The following is a 20341-nucleotide window of genomic DNA, read 5'->3' on the forward strand; positions in this document are numbered from 1 at the left end:
ATTCTGCAGTGGTAGGCCATCATCCTAATTTAGGATAAATACCTGATAAAGAAAATAATAGAATTAGTGAGCTTATTTTTTGTTTAAAACTCCGCTAAGCAAGAATCTTCAACGTCACAATAACGTGATTGGAGTTTACTTATTGTTTCATGCTTCTTTTACCAGGATTGCATCTAAAATAATTTACATCTTCGGCAATTGATCTGGTAGCCATGACGATACGCATTTGACAACAAACTACTCCTATCTAATGACTGCTTGCTCTCATTTGTCTGTCGAGAAAGTCTCGTTTAGAATGCCTTTGTTCAATTAATATCGGTGTATAATTATTTTCAAACATTATCAAATTGAATAGATATTTTTTATAATTTAACTGCACTAAAAACCAATACCTCTATGTCTGATAAAAATAACACCTCAAAAACAAGAATTAGTCTTAAACTTGCTAAAACCAGGGTTAAAGCCTGGCTTGATTTTATGTCGAGCCTGCCTTATTATAAAGATAACAAAAGCAAAATTCCCCGTGCAGTTTATATTCCATTCGCTGATATCGACCAGCTAAAAAAAGATTGCGAGAAGCATTATGGCAAAGATAAAATTAAAGGTATCAGGATGTATTTCGGCCTTGCCGGAGAAGATGAACCTATTGAAAAATCTTTTGATGAATTCCGCGGACTGATTGTTCCTGTTCTTGAAGTGCCTTCAGTAGGCCACAAAGATGCCATCCATGAGTCTTTTGAATCTCCAGATCCTGAGAAAACGAATATCTATGATTTCACAGCCCCTTGTCCGCGTTATTGTGATGAAGAAAGTGAACTATACTTAAAAATGGAATGAGGTGAAACATTTTTATGTTACCCTCCTTGTTCCCTTATGCGTTGTTATCCCAATTATAGCAGGTTTTACAAAAAGAGTATTCTTAGATAAATCACTCAGAATCATCTTTATGTACCTGCTATTTGTGGCTACGATCGCTATTCCTATGCGGATATTGGGCTCCAGAAATATTAATAACCTGCCGCTGTTACACATTTATACCCTGGCAGAATTTTTATTCCTTTCTGGCTTTTTCATTTACGTATTAAATAAGCACATGGTGCCTGTGGTGGTTGCAATTGGTGTATTATTTTCCGTTTGCTGCATATTTAACATGGCCTATCTTCAGAATGTCTATATTTATAATTCGTATTCCAGGCCATTAGCTGCTGGTATTATTATCTTCTATGCCATGCTTTATTTACTTCGGCAAACCACCAGCGAAAATGATGATGATATACTCCGTCAGCCGAAAAGCTGGATTGTGATAGGTCTGCTGATTTATTTCTGCAGTTCAATCTTCTATTTCGCTTTTCTCAAGTTATTAAGTGATAGCGCAGATCCGAGCATCTATTTCCTGATGGGAAATATTCACGCATCACTGGTTTTATTAATGTATCTGCTATTTTGCAGGGCTTTTCTTTTCTACCAGCATGAAAGATAATATCGGGCTTTTGTTACTGATCAGTACCTGTAGTGTCTTTCTGGTGCTGGTTATTTTTATCCTGATCTTTATCCGGCACCAGAAAAAACTAAGTCAGAACAAAGCAGATTTCCAGGAGGCTAAAATTATCCACCAGCAGGCCCTTTTAAAAAACATCGTACTCGCACAGGAGAATGAACGCAAGCGTATTGGCGAAGACCTGCATGATGAAGTGGGCAGCTCACTCGCCCGGCTCCGATTCATCATTGAGATCTTTATCCATAATAAACAGCCATCTATGGATGAATTTACCCATAATTGCAAAACACTAATTGATAAGATAATTGATGAAGTTCGGGGGATTTCTCATAACCTATCCCCCATTGGTCTGCTTACTAATGGACTGGTAAATACATTGAGAGAAAGCTGTCTACCGATTGTGAAAACTGGATTATTGAACATCGAAATCTATGACGACTCTGAAGGGCTTACCGAAAAGTTAAATCTACTGGAATCTATTTCAATTTATCGTATTGTAACAGAGCTGATTCAAAATACCATTAAACATGCCCATGCAAAAATGGCTCAACTCAACATCACCATTGACCTTAATTATCTAACTTTCGATTACCAGGATGATGGTATCGGATTAGTGGAGCATCATGGAAATGGTATGGGTACAAAAAATATCAAAAACAGGTTAACCGTTATTGGTGCAACAGAAGAAAACATGGCTAACACGGGCAAGGGATATGGCTTTCGCTTTAAATTAAAAATATCATGAAAATTCGAATTGCCATCGTTGATGACCAAAACCTGTTCAGACAAACACTGGCTATGCTCCTGGCTGGCATTCCAGACTTCGAACTGGTGGCTGAATCTGCAAATGGACCCGATTTACTAAAAGCCATTGCCTTACTGGAAGATTTACCGGATATTTTGCTGATGGATATGAATATGCCAGGAATGGATGGCTTGGAACTCAATAAAATCATAAGGGAAAAGTATCCCGAAATTAAAGTAATTGTACTTTCTGTGCACGCGCAGGGTACTTTAATTGCTAAATTGGTTCAATCAGGCGCATCAGCTTATCTGGTAAAAAACTGCGATCGGGAAGAACTCATGCTGGCCATAAAAAGTACCTTCACCACAGGGTATTACATGAATAAGCAGACTTTAATTGCACTGCAGGAAAACAATAAAATTTCATCAAAGTCACATCATTTTTCTACCCTTCCCATCAACCTTACTGAAAGAGAATTGGAGGTTTTGAAATTAATCTGTGATCAGTACGCGAGTGCAGAAATCGCCGAGAAACTGTTCCTCAGTACCCGAACAGTAGAAGGACACCGAAATCACCTGCTAACTAAGACTGAAAGCAGGAATACTGCTGGTTTGGTGTTATTTGCCATCAGACATCAGCTGATCACGCTTATTTAAGCCAGGTAGTTTTACCTTTTTACGTAAAGCAGTATTTTTGCGGTAGGCAAACGTTATAAAATTTATCAGATTTGAATTGTAGTATTTAACACAAGTACTATACAAATTATTGGATATTTCACAACCAACCAAACTGATATGAATTACGTAAACAAAAGAGACATCCCATGTCCGCATTGCAACAAAAACATTGATACCCATGCCATCCCGATAATTAGCTCTGACACTGCTACAGAGCAATTGGCCAAGAAACTTCAGGAAAAACTCGATGGAGTTTATGTAACGGCGCTAAGCAAAGGCTATGTTTTGCCTGTTGGTGCTACCATGGTTGGTGCCGCCATTGCAACCATCGGCTCAAAGGTTGTAAAAGTCGCCGCCCTTTCCGGAGCAAATGCGAACTTGATATTGAGCTTTATACAAGGCGGCCTGGGGAACGATGTTAAATTGGTAGGAGATAATGTTGCTCCGGCGAATTTCAAAACGCTTTTACTGGATTCGTTAAGCACACCAATTGCCGCCATAACCACAGGTATGGCAGCCATACCAGATCCAAAATATCCGGTAGGTTCATGTGCAGGACAAAAAATCATACAATATCTGGTATCGCAATCCAACCCTACCACAGCAAGAATCAAAAAAATTAATATGGCAGAAATTTTCTGGAAATCTGGTGGAAAATCTGCCTGGTCTACAGGCCAGTTAGTAGAATCTTGCAATACCTGCAACCGTGTGCTTCCTATGCTACTTTGCAATTACAATAACGACGGAGAAAAAGTACCATACAACCTTTCTTAAATCCTGGCGCAAAGCAGGGATTAATTAAACATAAATTAAATATCATGAATAATCTTCAACTTGGTTCGCAAGGGGCCGAAGTAAAAACGCTGCAAGAGCAACTTATTTCAGCAGGCTATGCTATTACAGCTGATGGCGTATTTGGGCCCGCAACCCAAAACGCCGTAAAACAGTTCCAGCAAAAAAAGCAGTTAACCGTTGATGGCATTGTTGGTCCATCCACTCAAGCTGCACTAAATGGCAGCAACACCCCTACTTTAAGCGGCATAGATATTTCGCACTTTACCGGGAGCATCAACTGGAATACGTTAGGTAGCGAAGTAAGCTTTGTTTATGCTAAAGCCAGCCAGGGTGGCCAGTATAAAGACCCTACTTTCAGCAGTAATTTTGTTAACCTGGCAAAGGCCGGAATTATAAGGGGTGGCTACCATTTTTTAACTTTTCAGAATACAGCTCAGGATCAGGCAAATAATTTTCTGAGTTGTGGTGTGGATTATAGTCAACATAATATTCTTCCACCAGTATTGGATATCGAGTGGCAAGTTCCATCAACGTTAAATCCCTATATTTTAAATAACCGCCAACAATGTATTGCACTGATTGCAGACTGGCTTCAAACTGTTGAGACAAAAACCGGCAGACTTCCTATGATTTATACCAATGCCTCCTTCTGGCAGCAATACTTGAATAATCCGCCAGGGTTTGAAAAATATCTGGTCTGGCAAGCGGCGTACAGTTCATCCAGACCAGCGAATATTCCTAACCTTGCACCCTATACTTTTTGGCAAAATGGCGACAATGGCCGCCTGTCGAGTATTTCCACAGGGGTAGATACAAACATTTTTTACGGAAGTCTGGATGACTTAAAAAAACTGGCATCTGCGTAAACATCTTCTATTTATATCACCTAAGCAAAACCAACCTTAAAATTCACTAATTTTTTCACACCTAATCAATTAAAACTATGGAATCAGATTTATTATCTATTTCGCAGCAATTCTCGGGATTACCGATGGATGCGCTGATTGGCGGCCCTTTAAATGCTGCCGCAAAAGCTAATGCGGCCATGGCCCTTACGCAAACCAAGTTTATGCTCGACACCTGTTTTGCAAAAACACCTGTAGCAAAAGTTGCTGCGTCAGCTGGAACTCCGGCAGTAGTAGACCCCACAACTGGCAGAATTACCACACCAGAAGTGGTTGCTTCACCAGAAGTCCCTGCACACGACAATTACATACCGGTTATGGTGGTGATGTCGCTTACCAGGGGTGTAATTACCCCGGCACAACCAGCTGTACCTGCTGATGCAACGGCAACCCCACCTGTGGTTGGTAGTCCGGGAGTTCCAACAACGATCCAAAGCATGACCACGCAGTTTAACCTGCCTTTGCTTACCATTGTACCGCTAAATTCATTGGCTGTAGATACCGTTGACATCAATTTCGAAATGGAAGTGAAATCCAGCTTCTCCGAAGATCAGTCTGAAGAAAAATCCAGCGAAAGTAAAGGCGAGGGCAGTTTTGAGGCTAAAATTGGATGGGGACCCGTTTCCGTTACCATTAAGGGTAGTGCCAGCTATGATTCTAAAGATTCTTCCACACATAGTACCCATTATCAAAAAAGTAACTCGGCAAAATACACGGTTAATGTTCATGCTGCGCAGTTACCGTTACCAAAAGGGGTGAATACAATTATAGAAGCATTCTCCCAATCGATCTCACCAATCACCTTAGATAGAGCATCATAAACTTCACGCATAAGTTCAACAGGCAGTTTATGCTGCCTGTTGAATTTAATTAATCTGCTAAACATGCCAAACATAGATAATGGGTCCTTTAAACCAGATTTTAGTAAAGAGCTGGATATTGAATCGCTAATCAGCGCACCGCTGGTTGCGGTTTCTAAAGCAAATGTGGTGATGGCGCAAGGTCAAACCAGGTTCTTTTTAGAATATTGTTTCAACAAAGTTGGAGACAATTACGAGCCAATAATGATCAGGATGGCACTTAAAAAGGCTGTAATTGTTCCTCCCCAACCCGAGCAACCCGGTCAGCCACCAGTAAATGCTTCTGCGCCCGGCGTATTGCCAATAGTTTTGGCAAGTGAGGGCAAAGCTGCAGTGCCAGCCAAACCCGAAGCCATTGTAGGTCAAACCACTTATTTTGAACTCCCGCTTCTTACCATTATTCCATTTAATTCGTTAGCGGTAGACAAGATGAACATTGATTTCGATCTGGAAATTACCGCCACAAAATCTAAACCAAGCACCTTAAATAACGAATCAAATAACAATATTACTGATGAAAAACCACAGCTATATGGGAAAATCAGTTATGACCCCAATAACGGTAATGCCAATGAGAGCAAGAGCCCTTCTAAAAAACAGCTTTCCAGTAAATTAAAAGTTAATATTAATGCGGCAACCCTCCCCCTACCGCAAGGCATACTCACCATTATCGACTTGTATAGCAAATCAATAAATCCAACCACCAATACTTAAATAATTTCACATGAGAAACTTAGATCAAAAAATACCTTGCCCTGTTTGTAATACCAGCATCCTGTTTGATGTAAATCAACTAATAATGGGTGTTCAGTTTGTTTGCACTAATTGCCACGCTTCCATTGGTTTAGCGAGTGAAAGTAAACCAATGGTAGAACAAACCATGCAAAAAATTGAAGATTTGAGAACTGGTTCTAAAATAAAAAATTAACTCACGCTAATAAATAACCGAATATGATCAGTTTTAAAAATTTTGTACAGGCCATTCAGAATGCGATCACCAGCGCCAGCGACACCATAATGGATAAAAATTTATCTATTTTAGACAAATATTTTATAGAATCTACCGAACCCGCTACTGATGGTGATGCCGCAAAAAGCACCATGATACCGAAATCAGTAACGCTGCAATACCCACACCTGAACAGTGAAGGAAATATTGAAAATTTAGAAATTGCAGTTCCATTAATCACCCTGGTGCCACTTTCTACCACCCAGGTAGATAAAGCTGTGTTGTCGGCCAGCTTTGAAATGGAAGTAATAGACGGCGAACTGCAACTTCACTTTTCCGACAGAAATGCTAAGGGTGGGATGTTTAATAAAAAACCTAAGACTGCCTGGGGTAGAATGGAGTTTACGTTTTCGCCACAGGAAACTGCCGAAGGTTTCAAAATTCTGGTTGCCGGATATGAAGATATCCTCAAACGACAAATTGTTTAAAAATCGATCTCAAACGCATCTATTGATGGGATTGTAAACACTTGTGCCCTGATCAAAAAGATTGGCTGTATTTATAACAGGTAAATTCCAGGCTTTACGAGACAAACACTTCCTCAACGGTACACATCAATCCCACTGCTCTAAATGCGTTTGATACGGGTTCATCAATTTTTTGTTGTGAGGAGATTCTCAATACCTTATCACAATCTGCAAAATCAATTGTCCATTCACTGATTTCTGCAAAGGCACTCAAACATTTTGAAGCAATATTTAATTCTGCTTCTTCTGTTATATTGGTATACATGATGGTAATGTAATTGTTCATGTTTTTTAGATATTTATTCGGTTTAAAAGAGGAATAATTAGTTACGCTTTTCTAAAAGCAAAAGTAATCAATTATTACTAATTAGTAATCAAAGATTATTAAATATTTATTTTATTTTTGTTTGATGGAAAAGCACATAGATGAAAAGTTACGGGAACTCGAGCAGATGCAGGATAGGAATTGGCAACGACTGACTTTTAACCTCCGTAAACATTTAGATCATTGGTCGCACTCCAATGTCGATCCCAACTGGAAGGATATGAAACTATCCTACTGGCCTGTAATCTGCAACATCGGTATAGATGGCTGTACACCCTCTGAAATTTCGAAAAAATCAATGATTCCGAAGCAGAACATCAGCCGAACCATTAAAGAACTTGAGGCGCTGGGCATGATTACCACTAAAGTTAACGAAGTTGATAAGCGAAGTGATGTGATTGTGCTCACGAATGAAGGAAAGCAACTGATTTATCAAACGAATAGTCATGTATTGGAAATGAATGATATTTATCGTGAAGTTGTAGGTGCTAAAGAACTAGAAATTACGCTAACTGCCTTGAATAAAATTTTGGCTTACCATGAAAATTTCCAGAAAAAATAATCAAATATACCCTCACAAATCAAAAATTCTATTTGCATCTCAAAAAAACTGCACCAGGCAAATAATGCTTAAATTTTAAAGGAATAGACCTTTTTTTAAACAAAAACCCTACAAAAAGCAGTTTTTCCTTTAGCGGTTTCCAGCAGAAAGCCATCTTATAAAAAAATAATTTGGCTATTCTTAAAAGTTTTCTATAAGTTTACCGCAACTTTAGGGGTGTCCTTCGCGGACTGAGATAATACCCTTTGAACCTGATGCAGTTAGTACTGCCGAAGGGAAAAGTGATGACAACTCCTGCATGATGAAGTTGTTTTTTCTTTCCTCCATACGGGGCCATTCCTAAAAGTTAAATTTTTAGAAACAGAATGGAAATCACCGTAAATCAACAAAATTACCACGTTACCGATGTTTGCACCATGCAGCATTTAATTACTGATGTGTTAAATACGCCATCCAAGGGCATTGCTGTGGCTGTTAATCAGTCTATCATTTCTAGAAATACCTGGGAGAACCACCTTCTTCATCCCGGCGATCAGGTCATCATTATTAAAGCCACACAAGGCGGCTAACCATAAATCTCAATAAAATGAAGCAAGAAAAAATTCCGACAGACCAGGTATTAACCACCACTCCTTTTGCAGCCTCGAAAAAAGTTTTTGTACAGGGCCAGTTGCACAACATCCAGGTAGCCATGAGGGAAATTACTTTAAGCGATACCAAAATCCACGGACGTTTTGGCGAAACAGAACCTAATGCTCCGGTAACAGTTTACGATACGAGTGGCCCATATACGGATGTAAATGCAGAAATCGACGTTAAAAAAGGCCTACCCCGCCTTCGCGAAACATGGATCACCAATCGAGGTGATGTGGAGCAACTGGATTACATTTCATCAAATTACGGACAACAACGGTTACACGATCAAAGCCTTGACCACCTCCGCTTTAATCATACCACGAAGCCGTTTCGGGCCAAAGCCGGGATGAATGTATCGCAAATGCATTATGCTAAAAAAGGGATCATCACCCCAGAGATGGAGTACATTGCCATCCGCGAAAACCAACAGATTGATCTGCTAAAGGAACAACTTAAAGATCAACACGATATTATGAATCACCAGCATCAGGGCCACAGCTTTGGTGCCAATACCCCAAAAGGTGCTATAACGCCAGAGTTTGTTCGACAGGAAGTGGCTGCCGGACGAGCGGTAATTCCATGCAACATCAATCACCCGGAAATAGAACCGATGATTATTGGCCGCAATTTTCTGGTAAAAATTAATGCCAATATTGGTAATTCTGCCGTAACCTCCAGCATTGAAGAAGAAGTAGAAAAAGCAGTTTGGGCATGCCGTTGGGGTGCAGATACCATTATGGATCTTTCAACTGGAAAAAACATTCATGAAACCCGCGAATGGATTATCCGTAATTCACCTGTTCCAATCGGAACGGTACCGATTTACCAAGCTTTAGAAAAAGTGAATGGCAAGGCCGAAGACCTTACCTGGGAATTATTCCGCGACACGTTGATTGAGCAGGCCGAACAAGGAGTAGATTATTTTACCATTCATGCAGGGGTATTATTACGCTATGTGCCGTTAACAGCCAAACGCATCACCGGAATAGTTTCGCGTGGTGGATCAATCATGGCAAAATGGTGCCTGGCGCATCACAAAGAAAATTTCTTATATACTCATTTTGAGGAAATCTGCGAAATTATGAAAGCGTATGATGTTTCCTTTTCCTTAGGCGATGGATTGCGCCCGGGTTGTATTGCAGATGCAAATGATGCGGCACAGTTTGGTGAGTTGGAAACGCTTGGCGAATTAACTAAAATTGCCTGGAAACATGATGTGCAAACCATTATTGAAGGGCCAGGCCATGTGCCGATGCACCTGATTAAAGAGAACATGGAGAAACAATTGCAACATTGTTCTGAGGCGCCTTTTTACACCTTAGGTCCGCTAACCACAGATATTGCTCCTGGTTATGATCACATCACCTCCGCAATTGGTGCGGCGATGATTGGTTGGTTCGGAACGGCGATGCTGTGTTATGTCACTCCGAAAGAGCACTTAGGCTTACCAAATAAAAAAGATGTGAAGGATGGCGTAATTACCTATAAAATTGCTGCTCACGCCGCAGATTTAGCCAAGGGGCATCCGGGTGCGCAATACCGCGACAACGCATTAAGTAAAGCACGATTTGAATTTAGATGGGAAGATCAGTTTAACCTTTCACTCGATCCGGATACCGCGAAAGAATTTCATGATGAAACACTCCCTGCAGAGGGTGCCAAGATTGCCCATTTCTGTTCCATGTGCGGACCAAATTTCTGTTCGATGAAAATTACCCAGGATGTTAGGGAATATGCAAAAGAAAATGGCATGGGTGAAGAAGATGTAATGGCAAAGGGCATGGCTGAAAAATCAAAGGAATTTACAGAAAAAGGAAGCGAAATTTATTTATAATGGAATTGATTGTCCTCTCCAACCCTGAAACAATCGCAAATGAAGCGAAAATGATCAACCAGCTTTTTGAGGCCGGAATGACCCGTTTTCATTTACGCAAACCGGGTTGGAGTGGCATTCAGTGCATGGATTTATTGAAAGATCTTGATCCGGCATTCCACCCAGCTATTGCGCTGCATCAACACCACTACCTTACAAATGATTTGAATACCAAACGCCTGCATTTCACAGAAAATCACCGTTTTAACACCAGCAAAGAAACGCTCATTAACCAAAATTTAAGTGGCTTTTTATGTAGCACTTCGGTACACGAGTTAGCTGAAATCAACTCCTTAAATGCATTTGATTATGTTTTTTTTAGTCCGGTGTTTCACAGTATTTCTAAGCCAGGTTACCAAAGCAAACTGGAAAAAAGCTTCGTTTTGAAAAAAGTAAATAGCCTACAAAAAGTGATTGCGCTTGGCGGAATCGACGAGCATAACCTGAATCAAATCAGGCAAATGAAATTTGATGGTGCAGCAGTGTTGGGTGCAATTTGGAAGAATCCTGAACAAGCGGTTACCATTTTTAAGCAATTAAATGATTTAACGAAGAGTTATAAAGAATGATAAACAGACTTCACTACATTTCCCAGCAGCCAGAGCAAGGAACCCATTTAACGGCCATCAAAGCTGCGCTGGATGCAGGTGCCAAATGGATACAGCTAAGGGTTAAATTTGAGCCAAAAGAAACTATTTTTAAATATGCCTTGAGTGCGTTGGCCGTATGTAATGAATATGGCGCTAAACTAATTGTCAATGATCACCCCGAAATTGCCTTGGAAGCAGGTGCACACGGCCTTCACTTGGGTTTAGAAGACATGCCTGTAGAAAAAGCGCGTAGCTTAGTTGGCACAAAGATGATTATCGGTGGCACCGCAAATACTTTCACCCACATTGAGCAAAGAGTGGCAGAAGGTGCAGATTATATCGGCCTGGGGCCTTATCGTTTTACAAAAACCAAGCAAAAGTTGAGTCCGATTCTGGGTTTGGAAGGCTATGCAGAAATCATTAGTAAAGTAAATCAGAAAGGAATTAAAACGCCAATTATTGCCATTGGCGGCATAGAACCTCAAGATATTATGGGAATTATGAAACTTGGATTATATGGCGTTGCGGTGTCGGGAGCAATCACCCATGCTGCAAATCCAGCGGCTACCATAGCCCAGATGTATGAATACGTAAACCATACCGCCTTAAAAGAAGCTTAACATGTTACAAATAGCCGATAAAACATTTAATTCCCGCCTTTTTACGGGGACAGGAAAATTCAGTTCTTCTGCATTGATGGGAGAAGCCTTGCTGGCATCTGGTTCAGAGCTCATTACAGTAGCCTTGAAAAGAGTGGACATTAAGAACAATGAAGATGACGATTTATTAATTCGTTTGAAATATCCGCACATTAATTTACTGCCCAATACTTCTGGGGTAAGAAATGCGAAGGAAGCGGTTTTCGCAGCTCAACTGGCACGTGAAGCACTGGAAACCAACTGGATTAAATTAGAAATCCATCCAGATCCAAAATACCTGATGCCAGACCCTATTGAAACCTTAAAAGCAACAGAAGAGTTAGCCAAAAAAGGTTTTATCGTTTTGCCATACATCCATGCCGATCCTGTTTTATGCAAGCGTTTAGAAGATGCAGGTACAAGCGCAGTGATGCCACTGGGTTCTCCAATTGGCAGCAATAAAGGTTTGAAAACGATTGATTTTTTAGAGATCATTATCAGTCAAAGTAACGTTCCGGTGGTAATTGATGCAGGAATTGGTTCTCCATCTGATGCCGCCTGGGCCATGGAAATCGGTGCCGATGCAGTATTGGTGAACACTGCCATTGCAATTTCCAGCAACCCGGTACAAATGGCCGCAGCCTTCAAAATGGCCGTTGAAGCCGGAAGAATGGCCTTCGAAGCGAAGTTAGCCTCGCCAGTTTCACATGCCATTGCCAGTAGTCCCCTAACCTCCTTTTTAGATGAATAGCTTTAACGACCTTTTCGAAACCTACAGTTGGGATGATACTAAAGCCAGCATTTATGGTAAAACTACAGCCGATGTAGAACACGCCTTGGCTTCTTCAAAACGAACTTTAGAAGATTTCAAGGCCTTGATTTCCCCTGCCGCAGCGCCATACCTGGAACAAATGGCAGTGATTAGTCAGCAGTTAACACAAAAACGTTTTGGCAAAGTACTACAAATGTATGTACCGCTTTATTTATCGAACGAGTGCAACAACATTTGCACTTATTGTGGTTTCAGTTATGATAATAAAGTGAAACGCAAAACGCTCAGTTCAATGGAAATTATGCAGGAAGTTGCCGCGTTGAAAGAAATGGGTTATGACCATGTTTTGTTGGTTACCGGAGAAGATAATTTGAACGTTCACGTAGATTATTTCAAAAAAGTACTCGAACTGATCAGGCCTCATTTTGCCCATATTTCTATGGAAATTCAACCCATGGATGTGGAGGATTATAATCAGTTAACGCCTTATGGCTTAAATACGGTTTTAGTTTACCAGGAAACCTACCACCAGGAAGATTATAAAAAGCACCACCCAAAGGGCAAAAAGTCAAATTTCAGATACCGGGTAGAAACACCAGATCGGCTCGGTAAAGCAGGAATCCACAAAATGGGACTCGGTGTCTTAATTGGTTTGGAAGATTGGCGCACCGATTGTTTTTTCACCGCACTGCACCTAAATTATCTGGAGAAAAGATACTGGCAGAGTAAATACAGTCTATCATTTCCGAGGCTTCGTCCTTTTAGCGGCGGCCTGGAACCCAAAGTTGAAATGAGCGATCGGGAACTGGTTCAATTGATTTGTGCTTATCGTTTATTTAATGAAGAAGTAGAATTGTCGATCTCGACCCGAGAATCGCCAACTTTCCGAAATAACATCATTAAATTAGGCATCACCTCGATTAGCGCGGGTTCAAAAACCAATCCGGGCGGCTATGTGGTGGCGCCAGAATCGCTGGAACAATTTGAAATCAGCGATGAACGTAGTCCTTCCGAAATTGCTCATTTAATTGCGGCACAAGGTTATGAAGCCGTATGGAAAGATTGGGACAATTGCTTAGCTTAAATAACAAAGATGCTTACCAAAGAAGAATTAAAACAATATAACCGCCAACTCATTCTTCCGGAGCTGGGAATTATCGGGCAGGAAAAGTTGAAAGTGGCTAAAGTGCTGATGATTGGTGCAGGAGGTTTAGGCTGCCCTGTTTTACAATACCTGGTAGCCGCCGGCGCAGGAACGATTGGAATTGTTGATGATGATGTGGTCGATGTGAGTAACCTGCATCGCCAGATTTTATATTCCCTGGCAGATGTTGGTGAACCAAAGGTAGCCATAGCTAAGCAAAAGCTCCAACAGCTTAATCCGTTCGTAAACATCATCTCCCATCAGGAAAGGATTACCACGGACAATGCGGCAAGACTAATAGCTCCATATGATTTGGTTATAGATGGATCGGATAATTTCCCGACCAGATACCTGGTGAATGATACCTGTGTATTGCTTGGCAAAACACTCATTTTTGGTTCTATCTTTAAGTTTGAAGGACAGGTTTCGGTTTTTAATCATCAGCAAGGGCCAAACTATCGCGATATTTTTCCAGAAGCGCCTGCAGAAAATGAAGTTCCAAATTGCGCTGAAATTGGTGTGATTGGTATCTTACCTGGAATGATTGGCACTTACATGGCCAATGAAGCAATAAAGATAATTTGTGAGATTGGCGAAACGCTTTCTGGTAAACTACTCACCCTAAACGCATTAGACAATAGCCTAAGCATATTTAAAGTTACCCACCAAAACCAGTACACGCAGCAACCAAAAGTAACTGAACAAAAATTCACAGAAAACGCTGGCACTGAAATTTCGGTTGAGGTTTTAAAAACCTGGATGGCAGAAACACCCGAAAAAATACATTTGGTAGATGTAAGGGAAAATTATGAATTTGAAGAATACAATATTGGTGGCGAAAATATCCCGCTTTACGATCTTGGTGAATATATTTCATCATTCCAGCTGGATAAAAAACTGGTATTCATTTGCCAAACAGGACAACGAAGTAAAATGGCTGTAAATATAGCCAAGCCACTTTTCAATGGTGAAATCTTCAGTGTAAAAGGTCTGATCTCATGAATTTAAGTCACCAATATATTTCCGTACTAACCATTGCTGGTTCAGACAGCGGCGGAGGTGCCGGCATACAGGCCGACCTTAAAACATTCAGTGCGCTGGGCTGCTACGGAACTTCGGCTATTACAGCCATCACCGTGCAAAATACTTTAGGGATAAAAGCCATTCATCAGATTCCACCGGAAATAGTAAAAGCTCAAATTAAGGCTGTAATGGATGATATTAAACCAACTGCCATAAAAATAGGCATGATTTACTCTCCCGAATTAGCCAGAACAATTGCCCTAACCTTAAAGGATTACCCAGAGGTTCCGATTATCTTTGATCCTGTAATGGTATCAACCAGTGGTTACCGCCTGATTGAAAGTGATACCATCGCCATCTTTCAACAGGAATTATTTCCGCTGGCAAGCCTGATTACCCCTAATCTGGATGAAGCTGAGATACTGGCAGAAATGAAAATCCAGACCGTAGATGATATGAAACAAGCAGCCAGCAGGATCAGCAATTCGAAGTGTAAGGCTGTTTTGGTAAAAGGTGGTCATATGAAAGGGCCCAATCTTGTTGATGTATACCTGGACATAAAAGGGCATTACCAGACATTTAAATCGGTAGCCATCCAAACACCAAACACACATGGAACAGGCTGCACACTTTCCGCTGCTATTGCTGCTTTTGTGGCTTTGGGCAATGATTTACCGAAGGCGATAGAAAAAGCAAAACAGTACGTGACGCTAGCAATTGTTACCGGACAGGATGTGAAAACTGGCGAAGGCAAAGGTCCGTTAAACCATTTCTTTGATGCGAAAAATCTGATTAAAAAGGCATTGATTTAGATTGCCAAAAAAAATAAAACCTAAGAAGTTCGATAATAATTTATTGTCTTTACTCCTCTACCTGTGGCATGCTTAATAAAGAATTTCGCAAGCTTTGATGACAATACATTTAATTCTCTTAGTATTCCCCATCACAAAGGCTACCCGAACTTCTCGGCTGATTTTCATTCCTCAAAATTTATACAGGTACCAAGCCATTTATATCAAAGTGGTAAAATTCACATAGACATAACATAAATTGGCTGCCTTTAATTTTAAGAATGAGTACATTTGGCGCGCAATATTCGTGGCTTGCTATGAAAATGCAGCTGACATAAAAGTCATGCGACACAATAGAATTAATATAATTTGGATAAGTAAAGACCAATATCGAGATGTTAAAGCCGTTTCGTTAAGAGTTGTAATTTATCCCCAGCTATACAAATGAAGAAAAATCACTATACCTTTCCGTTTCTCCTGATCATTATTTTATTTATTGCCACCAGCAGTGTTTTTGCACAAACTGATACCAGCGAACATATTGTTTCAGGTCGACAGAATGCCGCTAACCAGCTCAAAAAACCCTATGTCATTCTGATCTCGGCAGATGGCTTTCGATATGATTATGCCAGCCGTTATCATGCAGATAACTTATTGAAGCTTAGAACAAATGGAGTATGGGCAGAATCGATGATTCCGAGTTTTCCATCCGTAACTTTCCCCAATCATTATACCATCGTAACAGGTATGTATCCTTCGCACCACGGTTTGGTAAACAATACTTTTCTGGATGAGCGCACGGGCGAAAAGTATTCGATGAGCTCAAAATCGAAAGTAAGAGATGGCCAGTGGTATGGTGGTGTACCGCTATGGGTATTGGCAGAAGAACAAAATATGATATCTGCAAGCATGTTTTGGGTAGGATCTGAGGCCGCGATTAAAGGCATTCGCCCTAGCTATTATTACACTTATAACGAACAGATCAGCGTAGATAAAAGAATTGAGATTATCAAAAACTGGCTGACCCTGCCTGAAGAAAAAAGGCCGCATTTAATTACGTTCTATCTTTCAGAGCCAGATCATGCAGGCCATACTTATGGCCCCGATGCTCCTCAAACTCAAGAAGCAGTAAAGATGGTGGATGCTGTAATTAATCAGCTTACCAAAGCCATTAAGCCGCTAGGCCTTCCCGTAAATTATATTTTTGTTTCTGATCATGGCATGACCGCCGTAGACCGGGATCAGCCTATTGCCACGCCAAAGGCCATTGATACTGCCAAATACGTCATTGCTTCTTCAGGCACGATGATGGATATTCATGCGAAGAATAAACAAGAAATCAGGCCATTATATGAAACCTTGAAGCGCCAGGAAGGTACCGATTATAAGGCCTATCTAAAAACTGAAATGCCCGCACACTTTCATTATAATGCTAGTGATGATCGTTTAAACCGCATTGGCGACATTCTTTTAGTACCTGAATGGCCGAAGGTATTTTCTAGCCGCAAGCCTGGAATGGGGTACCATGGTTTCGACCCACTACAGGTGAAAGACATGCATGCTACATTTATTGCCTGGGGACCAGCATTCAAAAAGCATTTAAAAATTCCATCATTCGAAAATGTAAACGTTTATCCACTAATCACTGAAATTTTAGGTCTTCCCTATCAACATGAAATAGATGGTAAGATAGAAGTGCTAAAACCTATTCTGAAAGATACACGAGACTCGAAACAGTAAAGCCCTTATCCGCCTAAAGACGCCTTTCCCAACATGGAAAAGGGAATAGCCCGGGCTGCGCCAGCCTATGCAAGCCAGCGCAGCAGGCAGAAATGATCCACATTCAACAATAATCAGTTTTACAAAAATGTTATTGATTTGGAATCTTTAATTTAATTATACGGCGTAATCGTTACCGGCCCAATCAAACCTGAAGGCATAACACCCCATTTTGAAGCATCAAAAGGTTTGTAGTCTATATTTACAAAATTAATTTCATGATAATTTCTCCACTGAATCTTCTTTAAATCCATATCGCGAATCCGGTTAGCCATTAAATTAACCACCTCCACTTTAATGGTATTGTTCCCAGCCTTTAAGTACTGGCCAATCCGCGCCTGGAACGGAATACTCCATAAAATACCAACCTCTTGTCCGTTAACCCAAACCCTGGCACTTTCATCAACCTGATTAAGGTTTAAAATATACTCTTTAGCCGATTTAGCAGATAAGTTAAAGTTCGTGGTATATACGCCTGTACCCGAAAAAGCAACCAGTTTTGGATCTTTCAACTCCGTCCAGGATATTAATTTGTCTAATTTCTGATCAGCTGGAAGTTCTGGTCCACCTGCTGTAAAATGCAAAGACCAGGGATTATTCAATCTAATTGCCGTAGAAGCTTTATTCAGGTAACTCCATTTGGCATTTTGCAACTGCGTTTTAGATAGATTTAGAAAAAGTGTTTCACCAGATTTAATTTGCACACGCACTTTATTGTCTTGCATTGTAGCTGAACCAATTAAGCCACTTTGTGGATCGAGAATAACCGCTTTGCCCATTGCGTTTAGCGGCAAATAAGTATCAATATCTTTTCCAGTGTGATTAACCAGGTAATAAAACGTTTCATTATTACCCTTTCTTCTGATGAATTTTAATCCCGAATCGGTAAGGGTTTCCCTGTTGATATTACGCTGAACAAGTGCTTCCTGGATATCACCTGATAAAATGATTTCGCCTTTACCCGTTTTGAAGGTAGAAACATCCTTTCCACCATCGGCAAAGCCAAACTTAGCCAACATCGATTTTAGTTTCACCCTTCTATTTTCCAGATCGTTTAAACCTGGAACATCTTGCGGCAATTCCTGAAAAATTATCGTTGCACCATTTCTGGCCAACTCAACAATATGTTCCAATGTTTCCAGACTCATTAGCTTACTTGCAGGGATAATTAACACTTTATAAGGCGAAGCATTTTCTGCGGTTTTTAATAAATTATTGGTGCTTTTAGTGCTACTCAACAAACGATCAGAAGCAAAATCGAAGGCATAACCAGCTTTTGATAAATCTTTAGCTAATTTGTAAAAAGGTGTTGGATGCAGCCATTCATCTACATCATGTACTTTTAATGCCATATCCAGGCCCTTAGCTTTATTCCAAACATCATAAACCGGCCAGTAAATAAGCAACTCATTGTCTGCTTTTCCGGATTGTAGAATGGATTGGCAACGGGCGATATAATTATTTAAGCCTTGAGCGTGTGGCCATAAACTATTATTTGGATTCATTTCTACAGATGCATAAAACAACCATCCCGGCCAGGGAATATCTTGAGGGGAATTCGTAGTGCCGTGATAAAAAATGTGATTGATTCCGGATAAAAACAATTCTTCGGCTTCTGGTTTACATTGCGAGTACGACGTTTTGAAATGCTCGGTAAGCCAGGTGAAAGTTTCTGAAGACACCAAGGTTTTACCATTGGTATGCGCGGCTGAGGAAGCAAACTTACTCATCATCGGATCTGGATCTACATTTCTGATGTCTGTAGCCTCCCTGCGTAAACCCTTTATATCAAAGGCGCTGGAGCCAAATGTTTCCGTTTCAGGGATGTCTACCGCTCCATAAAGATCGAGCAGGTTACCCGGAGACCCATGCGATTGATTCTTGGTAAGTGATTTTAACCCATGCGCCCAGCTTGTCCAGTTTTTAGTAAAATTATTAAGCAAGAGTTCATCCATCGTTTCGCGGTAATCTGATTTTAAGCGGGCGATATTTTCATTTGTAGAATCCTTGCTTGCTAAATCCTTCAGGTGCTTAGAAAGATCATAGCCCCTGTTTTGTTTAAATGCTGAAAAAAAAGCTGGCGTCCAGGTGGCACCATAAACTTCATAGCTATCATTAAAAAACGATCTTATTCCCTGAGGTTTGTGATTAAAAGAATCTGTAAATCTTTTCAGATAAACATCAACTGATTTTTTATCCAGGTGATTAAGAGTAAAACCCTCCCCACCCGGCGCAGCACGCTTAACCATTTGCCTGGTTTTTCCGGCAAAAGCAGCATAAATATTCCAAACACCAGATTTGGGCGACCATGATAGTACCCCATTTTTTTGAAGCGATGGAAGCAAATCTTCTGTTTCTCCATTTGGCCCGTAAGCGGTTATGGCCTGGAGCTGAGCAAAATCCTGCTTTGCTTCTTCAACCTTGATCGGTTCGGTTAGTTTTTCGCCAGCGTTGAGCTTATAATCCTGGATAATGAGTTTTGTGGCAGCAAATTCAGGTGTAATCTGCGGACCACCAAACGGCCAGCCCGTACCCGTGTTCATATCAACCCCCATACCTAATATATTTGCTTTTTTCACGGTGTGATGAAGTGCGTCCATCCAGGCTGGCGAAAGAAATTGCAAATATTGTTTTTCAAAACCAACAGCACCATAAATGGGCGTGATCTCTACACCACCTAAACCAGCAGATGCATATTTTTGCAAAACGAAATCGAGATTCTTGTCGTTTACTGCGTTCCCCATCCACCACCACCTTGTCCAGGGTTTCATCTGACGTTCAATTTTCGGCCAGGAGACCATTCTTTTGATAGGTAACTGTGCTGTAGCTACATGGAAACTGGAAAGTCCAATTAGTAGGAGCGCGAAGAATCGTTTCATTTGCATCATTATTAATCTAAATGAAAAACCAGTTTTAATGGTTGTGATGTGGGTGATTGATCAGGGTTTGTTTCCATAATATCTGCCATATAAGCCCACCATTTTTGCACGATGGCTGTACTTCCCAGGTCTTGAGAAGAGTTTCCATTTTGTTGCTGCACGGCAAATAAAGTGCTGGTTTCTTCATCTAAGAAAATAGAGTAATCGCTTACACCGTTCTCTTTCAGCAACAAAGAAAGTTCTGGCCAGATCTCATCGTGACGCTTTTTATATTCCTGCTCGAAACCTGGTTTAAGTTTCATTTTGAAGGCAATTTTCATTTGTTCTCTTTAAATTTTTTAGATACACAATGGTTAATTCGGCTTAGCAAATT

Annotated in this window: 23 protein-coding genes and 1 riboswitch; of the genes, 20 read left to right on the plus strand and 3 right to left on the minus strand. The window is 40.6% G+C overall.

Features of this window, described 5'->3' with window-relative positions; genetic code table 11:
- The first annotated feature begins 396 nt into the window (after positions 1-396).
- From SOM16_RS21360 to SOM16_RS21405, 10 genes are all read left to right on the plus strand, one after another.
- The gene (locus SOM16_RS21360; protein WP_320466029.1) at positions 397-837 is read left to right on the plus strand and encodes a hypothetical protein; all 441 of its coding nucleotides are present in this window, start codon (positions 397-399) and stop codon (positions 835-837) included.
- 1 nt (position 838) lies between these two features.
- Complete coding sequence (locus SOM16_RS21365) at positions 839-1480, plus strand: hypothetical protein (RefSeq protein ID WP_320466030.1); 642 nt, start codon at positions 839-841, stop codon at positions 1478-1480.
- Positions 1470-2243 (plus strand): sensor histidine kinase, encoded by a 774-nt coding sequence (locus tag SOM16_RS21370; RefSeq protein WP_320466031.1) that lies wholly within the window; start codon positions 1470-1472, stop codon positions 2241-2243. Before SOM16_RS21365 ends, SOM16_RS21370 begins: the two co-directional genes overlap by 11 nt.
- Positions 2240-2899: a response regulator transcription factor gene (locus tag SOM16_RS21375; RefSeq protein ID WP_320466032.1), complete on the plus strand. Its 660-nt coding sequence runs from the start codon at positions 2240-2242 to the stop codon at positions 2897-2899. The genes SOM16_RS21370 and SOM16_RS21375 overlap by 4 nt, the downstream gene beginning before the upstream one ends.
- Before the next feature lie 138 nt (positions 2900-3037).
- Positions 3038-3694, plus strand: a complete 657-nt coding sequence (locus tag SOM16_RS21380) for a hypothetical protein (RefSeq protein ID WP_320466033.1) — start codon at positions 3038-3040, stop codon at positions 3692-3694.
- Positions 3695-3738: 44 nt separating this feature from the next.
- Entirely contained in the window at positions 3739-4581 is an 843-nt protein-coding gene (locus tag SOM16_RS21385; RefSeq protein WP_320466034.1) for a GH25 family lysozyme, read from the plus strand.
- A 77-nt stretch (positions 4582-4658) separates the two neighbouring features.
- Positions 4659-5441: a DUF2589 domain-containing protein gene (locus tag SOM16_RS21390; RefSeq protein WP_320466035.1), complete on the plus strand. Its 783-nt coding sequence runs from the start codon at positions 4659-4661 to the stop codon at positions 5439-5441.
- Positions 5442-5504: 63 nt separating this feature from the next.
- Complete coding sequence (locus SOM16_RS21395; RefSeq protein ID WP_320466036.1) at positions 5505-6194, plus strand: DUF2589 domain-containing protein; 690 nt, start codon at positions 5505-5507, stop codon at positions 6192-6194.
- Between the two features lie 10 nt (positions 6195-6204).
- Positions 6205-6408 (plus strand): hypothetical protein, encoded by a 204-nt coding sequence (locus tag SOM16_RS21400; protein ID WP_320466037.1) that lies wholly within the window; start codon positions 6205-6207, stop codon positions 6406-6408.
- A gap of 23 nt (positions 6409-6431) precedes the next feature.
- Entirely contained in the window at positions 6432-6917 is a 486-nt protein-coding gene (locus SOM16_RS21405; RefSeq protein WP_320466038.1) for a DUF2589 domain-containing protein, read from the plus strand.
- Between the two features lie 94 nt (positions 6918-7011).
- On the opposite strand, the gene SOM16_RS21410 is transcribed toward SOM16_RS21405, so the two are convergent.
- Positions 7012-7242, minus strand: coding sequence for a hypothetical protein (locus tag SOM16_RS21410; RefSeq protein WP_320466039.1), 231 nt, complete (start codon positions 7240-7242; stop codon positions 7012-7014).
- Positions 7243-7366: 124 nt separating this feature from the next.
- Between SOM16_RS21410 and SOM16_RS21415 the strand changes: the two genes are divergently transcribed.
- The 10 genes from SOM16_RS21415 to SOM16_RS21460 all read left to right on the plus strand — a co-directional run bounded on the left by SOM16_RS21415 (position 7367) and on the right by SOM16_RS21460 (position 17050).
- Positions 7367-7843: a MarR family winged helix-turn-helix transcriptional regulator gene (locus tag SOM16_RS21415; protein ID WP_320466040.1), complete on the plus strand. Its 477-nt coding sequence runs from the start codon at positions 7367-7369 to the stop codon at positions 7841-7843.
- Positions 7844-8045: 202 nt separating this feature from the next.
- Positions 8046-8138, plus strand: a riboswitch (TPP riboswitch).
- A 70-nt stretch (positions 8139-8208) separates the two neighbouring features.
- Positions 8209-8412 (plus strand): sulfur carrier protein ThiS, encoded by a 204-nt coding sequence (gene thiS, locus SOM16_RS21420; protein WP_320466041.1) that lies wholly within the window; start codon positions 8209-8211, stop codon positions 8410-8412.
- Between the two features lie 17 nt (positions 8413-8429).
- Positions 8430-10313 carry a phosphomethylpyrimidine synthase ThiC gene (gene thiC, locus SOM16_RS21425; protein WP_320466042.1) on the plus strand — a complete coding sequence of 628 codons (1884 nt, stop codon included), beginning with the start codon at positions 8430-8432 and terminating at the stop codon, positions 10311-10313.
- On the plus strand, positions 10313-10921 hold the full coding sequence (locus tag SOM16_RS21430; protein WP_320466043.1) for a thiamine phosphate synthase: 609 nt from the start codon (positions 10313-10315) through the stop codon (positions 10919-10921). Before thiC ends, SOM16_RS21430 begins: the two co-directional genes overlap by 1 nt.
- Complete coding sequence (locus tag SOM16_RS21435) at positions 10918-11562, plus strand: thiamine phosphate synthase (RefSeq protein ID WP_320466044.1); 645 nt, start codon at positions 10918-10920, stop codon at positions 11560-11562. Before SOM16_RS21430 ends, SOM16_RS21435 begins: the two co-directional genes overlap by 4 nt.
- Position 11563: 1 nt before the next feature.
- Positions 11564-12331: a thiazole synthase gene (locus tag SOM16_RS21440; protein ID WP_320466045.1), complete on the plus strand. Its 768-nt coding sequence runs from the start codon at positions 11564-11566 to the stop codon at positions 12329-12331.
- Positions 12324-13436 carry a 2-iminoacetate synthase ThiH gene (gene thiH, locus SOM16_RS21445; RefSeq protein WP_320466046.1) on the plus strand — a complete coding sequence of 371 codons (1113 nt, stop codon included), beginning with the start codon at positions 12324-12326 and terminating at the stop codon, positions 13434-13436. Before SOM16_RS21440 ends, thiH begins: the two co-directional genes overlap by 8 nt.
- Before the next feature lie 9 nt (positions 13437-13445).
- Entirely contained in the window at positions 13446-14498 is a 1053-nt protein-coding gene (locus SOM16_RS21450; protein WP_320466047.1) for a HesA/MoeB/ThiF family protein, read from the plus strand.
- The gene (gene thiD, locus SOM16_RS21455) at positions 14495-15331 is read left to right on the plus strand and encodes a bifunctional hydroxymethylpyrimidine kinase/phosphomethylpyrimidine kinase (RefSeq protein WP_320466048.1); all 837 of its coding nucleotides are present in this window, start codon (positions 14495-14497) and stop codon (positions 15329-15331) included. The genes SOM16_RS21450 and thiD overlap by 4 nt, the downstream gene beginning before the upstream one ends.
- 423 nt (positions 15332-15754) lie before the next feature.
- On the plus strand, positions 15755-17050 hold the full coding sequence (locus SOM16_RS21460; RefSeq protein ID WP_320466049.1) for an ectonucleotide pyrophosphatase/phosphodiesterase: 1296 nt from the start codon (positions 15755-15757) through the stop codon (positions 17048-17050).
- 152 nt (positions 17051-17202) lie between these two features.
- Here SOM16_RS21460 and SOM16_RS21465 read toward each other — a convergent pair whose 3' ends face one another.
- Both SOM16_RS21465 and rhaM read right to left on the minus strand, forming a co-directional pair.
- Positions 17203-19968 (minus strand): glycosyl hydrolase, encoded by a 2766-nt coding sequence (locus SOM16_RS21465; RefSeq protein ID WP_320466050.1) that lies wholly within the window; start codon positions 19966-19968, stop codon positions 17203-17205.
- Between the two features lie 11 nt (positions 19969-19979).
- On the minus strand, positions 19980-20288 hold the full coding sequence (rhaM, locus tag SOM16_RS21470; RefSeq protein ID WP_320466051.1) for an L-rhamnose mutarotase: 309 nt from the start codon (positions 20286-20288) through the stop codon (positions 19980-19982).
- Positions 20289-20341 lie beyond the last annotated feature (53 nt).

Origin of the sequence: Pedobacter sp. CFBP9032 (genome assembly GCF_034045265.1) — a bacterium.
Classification (GTDB): domain Bacteria; phylum Bacteroidota; class Bacteroidia; order Sphingobacteriales; family Sphingobacteriaceae; genus Pedobacter.

What these genes read in the sequence shown, in the direction of transcription:
- SOM16_RS21440 (WP_320466045.1), top strand. Translation starts at nt 11,564, where the DNA reads ATGTTACAAATAGCCGATAAAACATTTAATTCCCGCCTTTTTACGGGG.
- SOM16_RS21360 (WP_320466029.1), top strand. Translation starts at nt 397, where the DNA reads ATGTCTGATAAAAATAACACCTCAAAAACAAGAATTAGTCTTAAACTT.
- SOM16_RS21385 (WP_320466034.1), top strand. Translation starts at nt 3,739, where the DNA reads ATGAATAATCTTCAACTTGGTTCGCAAGGGGCCGAAGTAAAAACGCTG.
- thiS (WP_320466041.1), top strand. Translation starts at nt 8,209, where the DNA reads ATGGAAATCACCGTAAATCAACAAAATTACCACGTTACCGATGTTTGC.
- rhaM (WP_320466051.1), bottom strand. Translation starts at nt 20,288, where the DNA reads ATGAAAATTGCCTTCAAAATGAAACTTAAACCAGGTTTCGAGCAGGAA.
- SOM16_RS21430 (WP_320466043.1), top strand. Translation starts at nt 10,313, where the DNA reads ATGGAATTGATTGTCCTCTCCAACCCTGAAACAATCGCAAATGAAGCG.
- thiD (WP_320466048.1), top strand. Translation starts at nt 14,495, where the DNA reads ATGAATTTAAGTCACCAATATATTTCCGTACTAACCATTGCTGGTTCA.
- SOM16_RS21405 (WP_320466038.1), top strand. Translation starts at nt 6,432, where the DNA reads ATGATCAGTTTTAAAAATTTTGTACAGGCCATTCAGAATGCGATCACC.
- SOM16_RS21450 (WP_320466047.1), top strand. Translation starts at nt 13,446, where the DNA reads ATGCTTACCAAAGAAGAATTAAAACAATATAACCGCCAACTCATTCTT.
- SOM16_RS21410 (WP_320466039.1), bottom strand. Translation starts at nt 7,242, where the DNA reads ATGAACAATTACATTACCATCATGTATACCAATATAACAGAAGAAGCA.
- SOM16_RS21460 (WP_320466049.1), top strand. Translation starts at nt 15,755, where the DNA reads ATGAAGAAAAATCACTATACCTTTCCGTTTCTCCTGATCATTATTTTA.
- SOM16_RS21380 (WP_320466033.1), top strand. Translation starts at nt 3,038, where the DNA reads ATGAATTACGTAAACAAAAGAGACATCCCATGTCCGCATTGCAACAAA.
- SOM16_RS21435 (WP_320466044.1), top strand. Translation starts at nt 10,918, where the DNA reads ATGATAAACAGACTTCACTACATTTCCCAGCAGCCAGAGCAAGGAACC.
- SOM16_RS21390 (WP_320466035.1), top strand. Translation starts at nt 4,659, where the DNA reads ATGGAATCAGATTTATTATCTATTTCGCAGCAATTCTCGGGATTACCG.
- thiC (WP_320466042.1), top strand. Translation starts at nt 8,430, where the DNA reads ATGAAGCAAGAAAAAATTCCGACAGACCAGGTATTAACCACCACTCCT.
- SOM16_RS21375 (WP_320466032.1), top strand. Translation starts at nt 2,240, where the DNA reads ATGAAAATTCGAATTGCCATCGTTGATGACCAAAACCTGTTCAGACAA.
- SOM16_RS21400 (WP_320466037.1), top strand. Translation starts at nt 6,205, where the DNA reads ATGAGAAACTTAGATCAAAAAATACCTTGCCCTGTTTGTAATACCAGC.
- SOM16_RS21370 (WP_320466031.1), top strand. Translation starts at nt 1,470, where the DNA reads ATGAAAGATAATATCGGGCTTTTGTTACTGATCAGTACCTGTAGTGTC.
- SOM16_RS21415 (WP_320466040.1), top strand. Translation starts at nt 7,367, where the DNA reads ATGGAAAAGCACATAGATGAAAAGTTACGGGAACTCGAGCAGATGCAG.
- SOM16_RS21395 (WP_320466036.1), top strand. Translation starts at nt 5,505, where the DNA reads ATGCCAAACATAGATAATGGGTCCTTTAAACCAGATTTTAGTAAAGAG.
- thiH (WP_320466046.1), top strand. Translation starts at nt 12,324, where the DNA reads ATGAATAGCTTTAACGACCTTTTCGAAACCTACAGTTGGGATGATACT.
- SOM16_RS21465 (WP_320466050.1), bottom strand. Translation starts at nt 19,968, where the DNA reads ATGAAACGATTCTTCGCGCTCCTACTAATTGGACTTTCCAGTTTCCAT.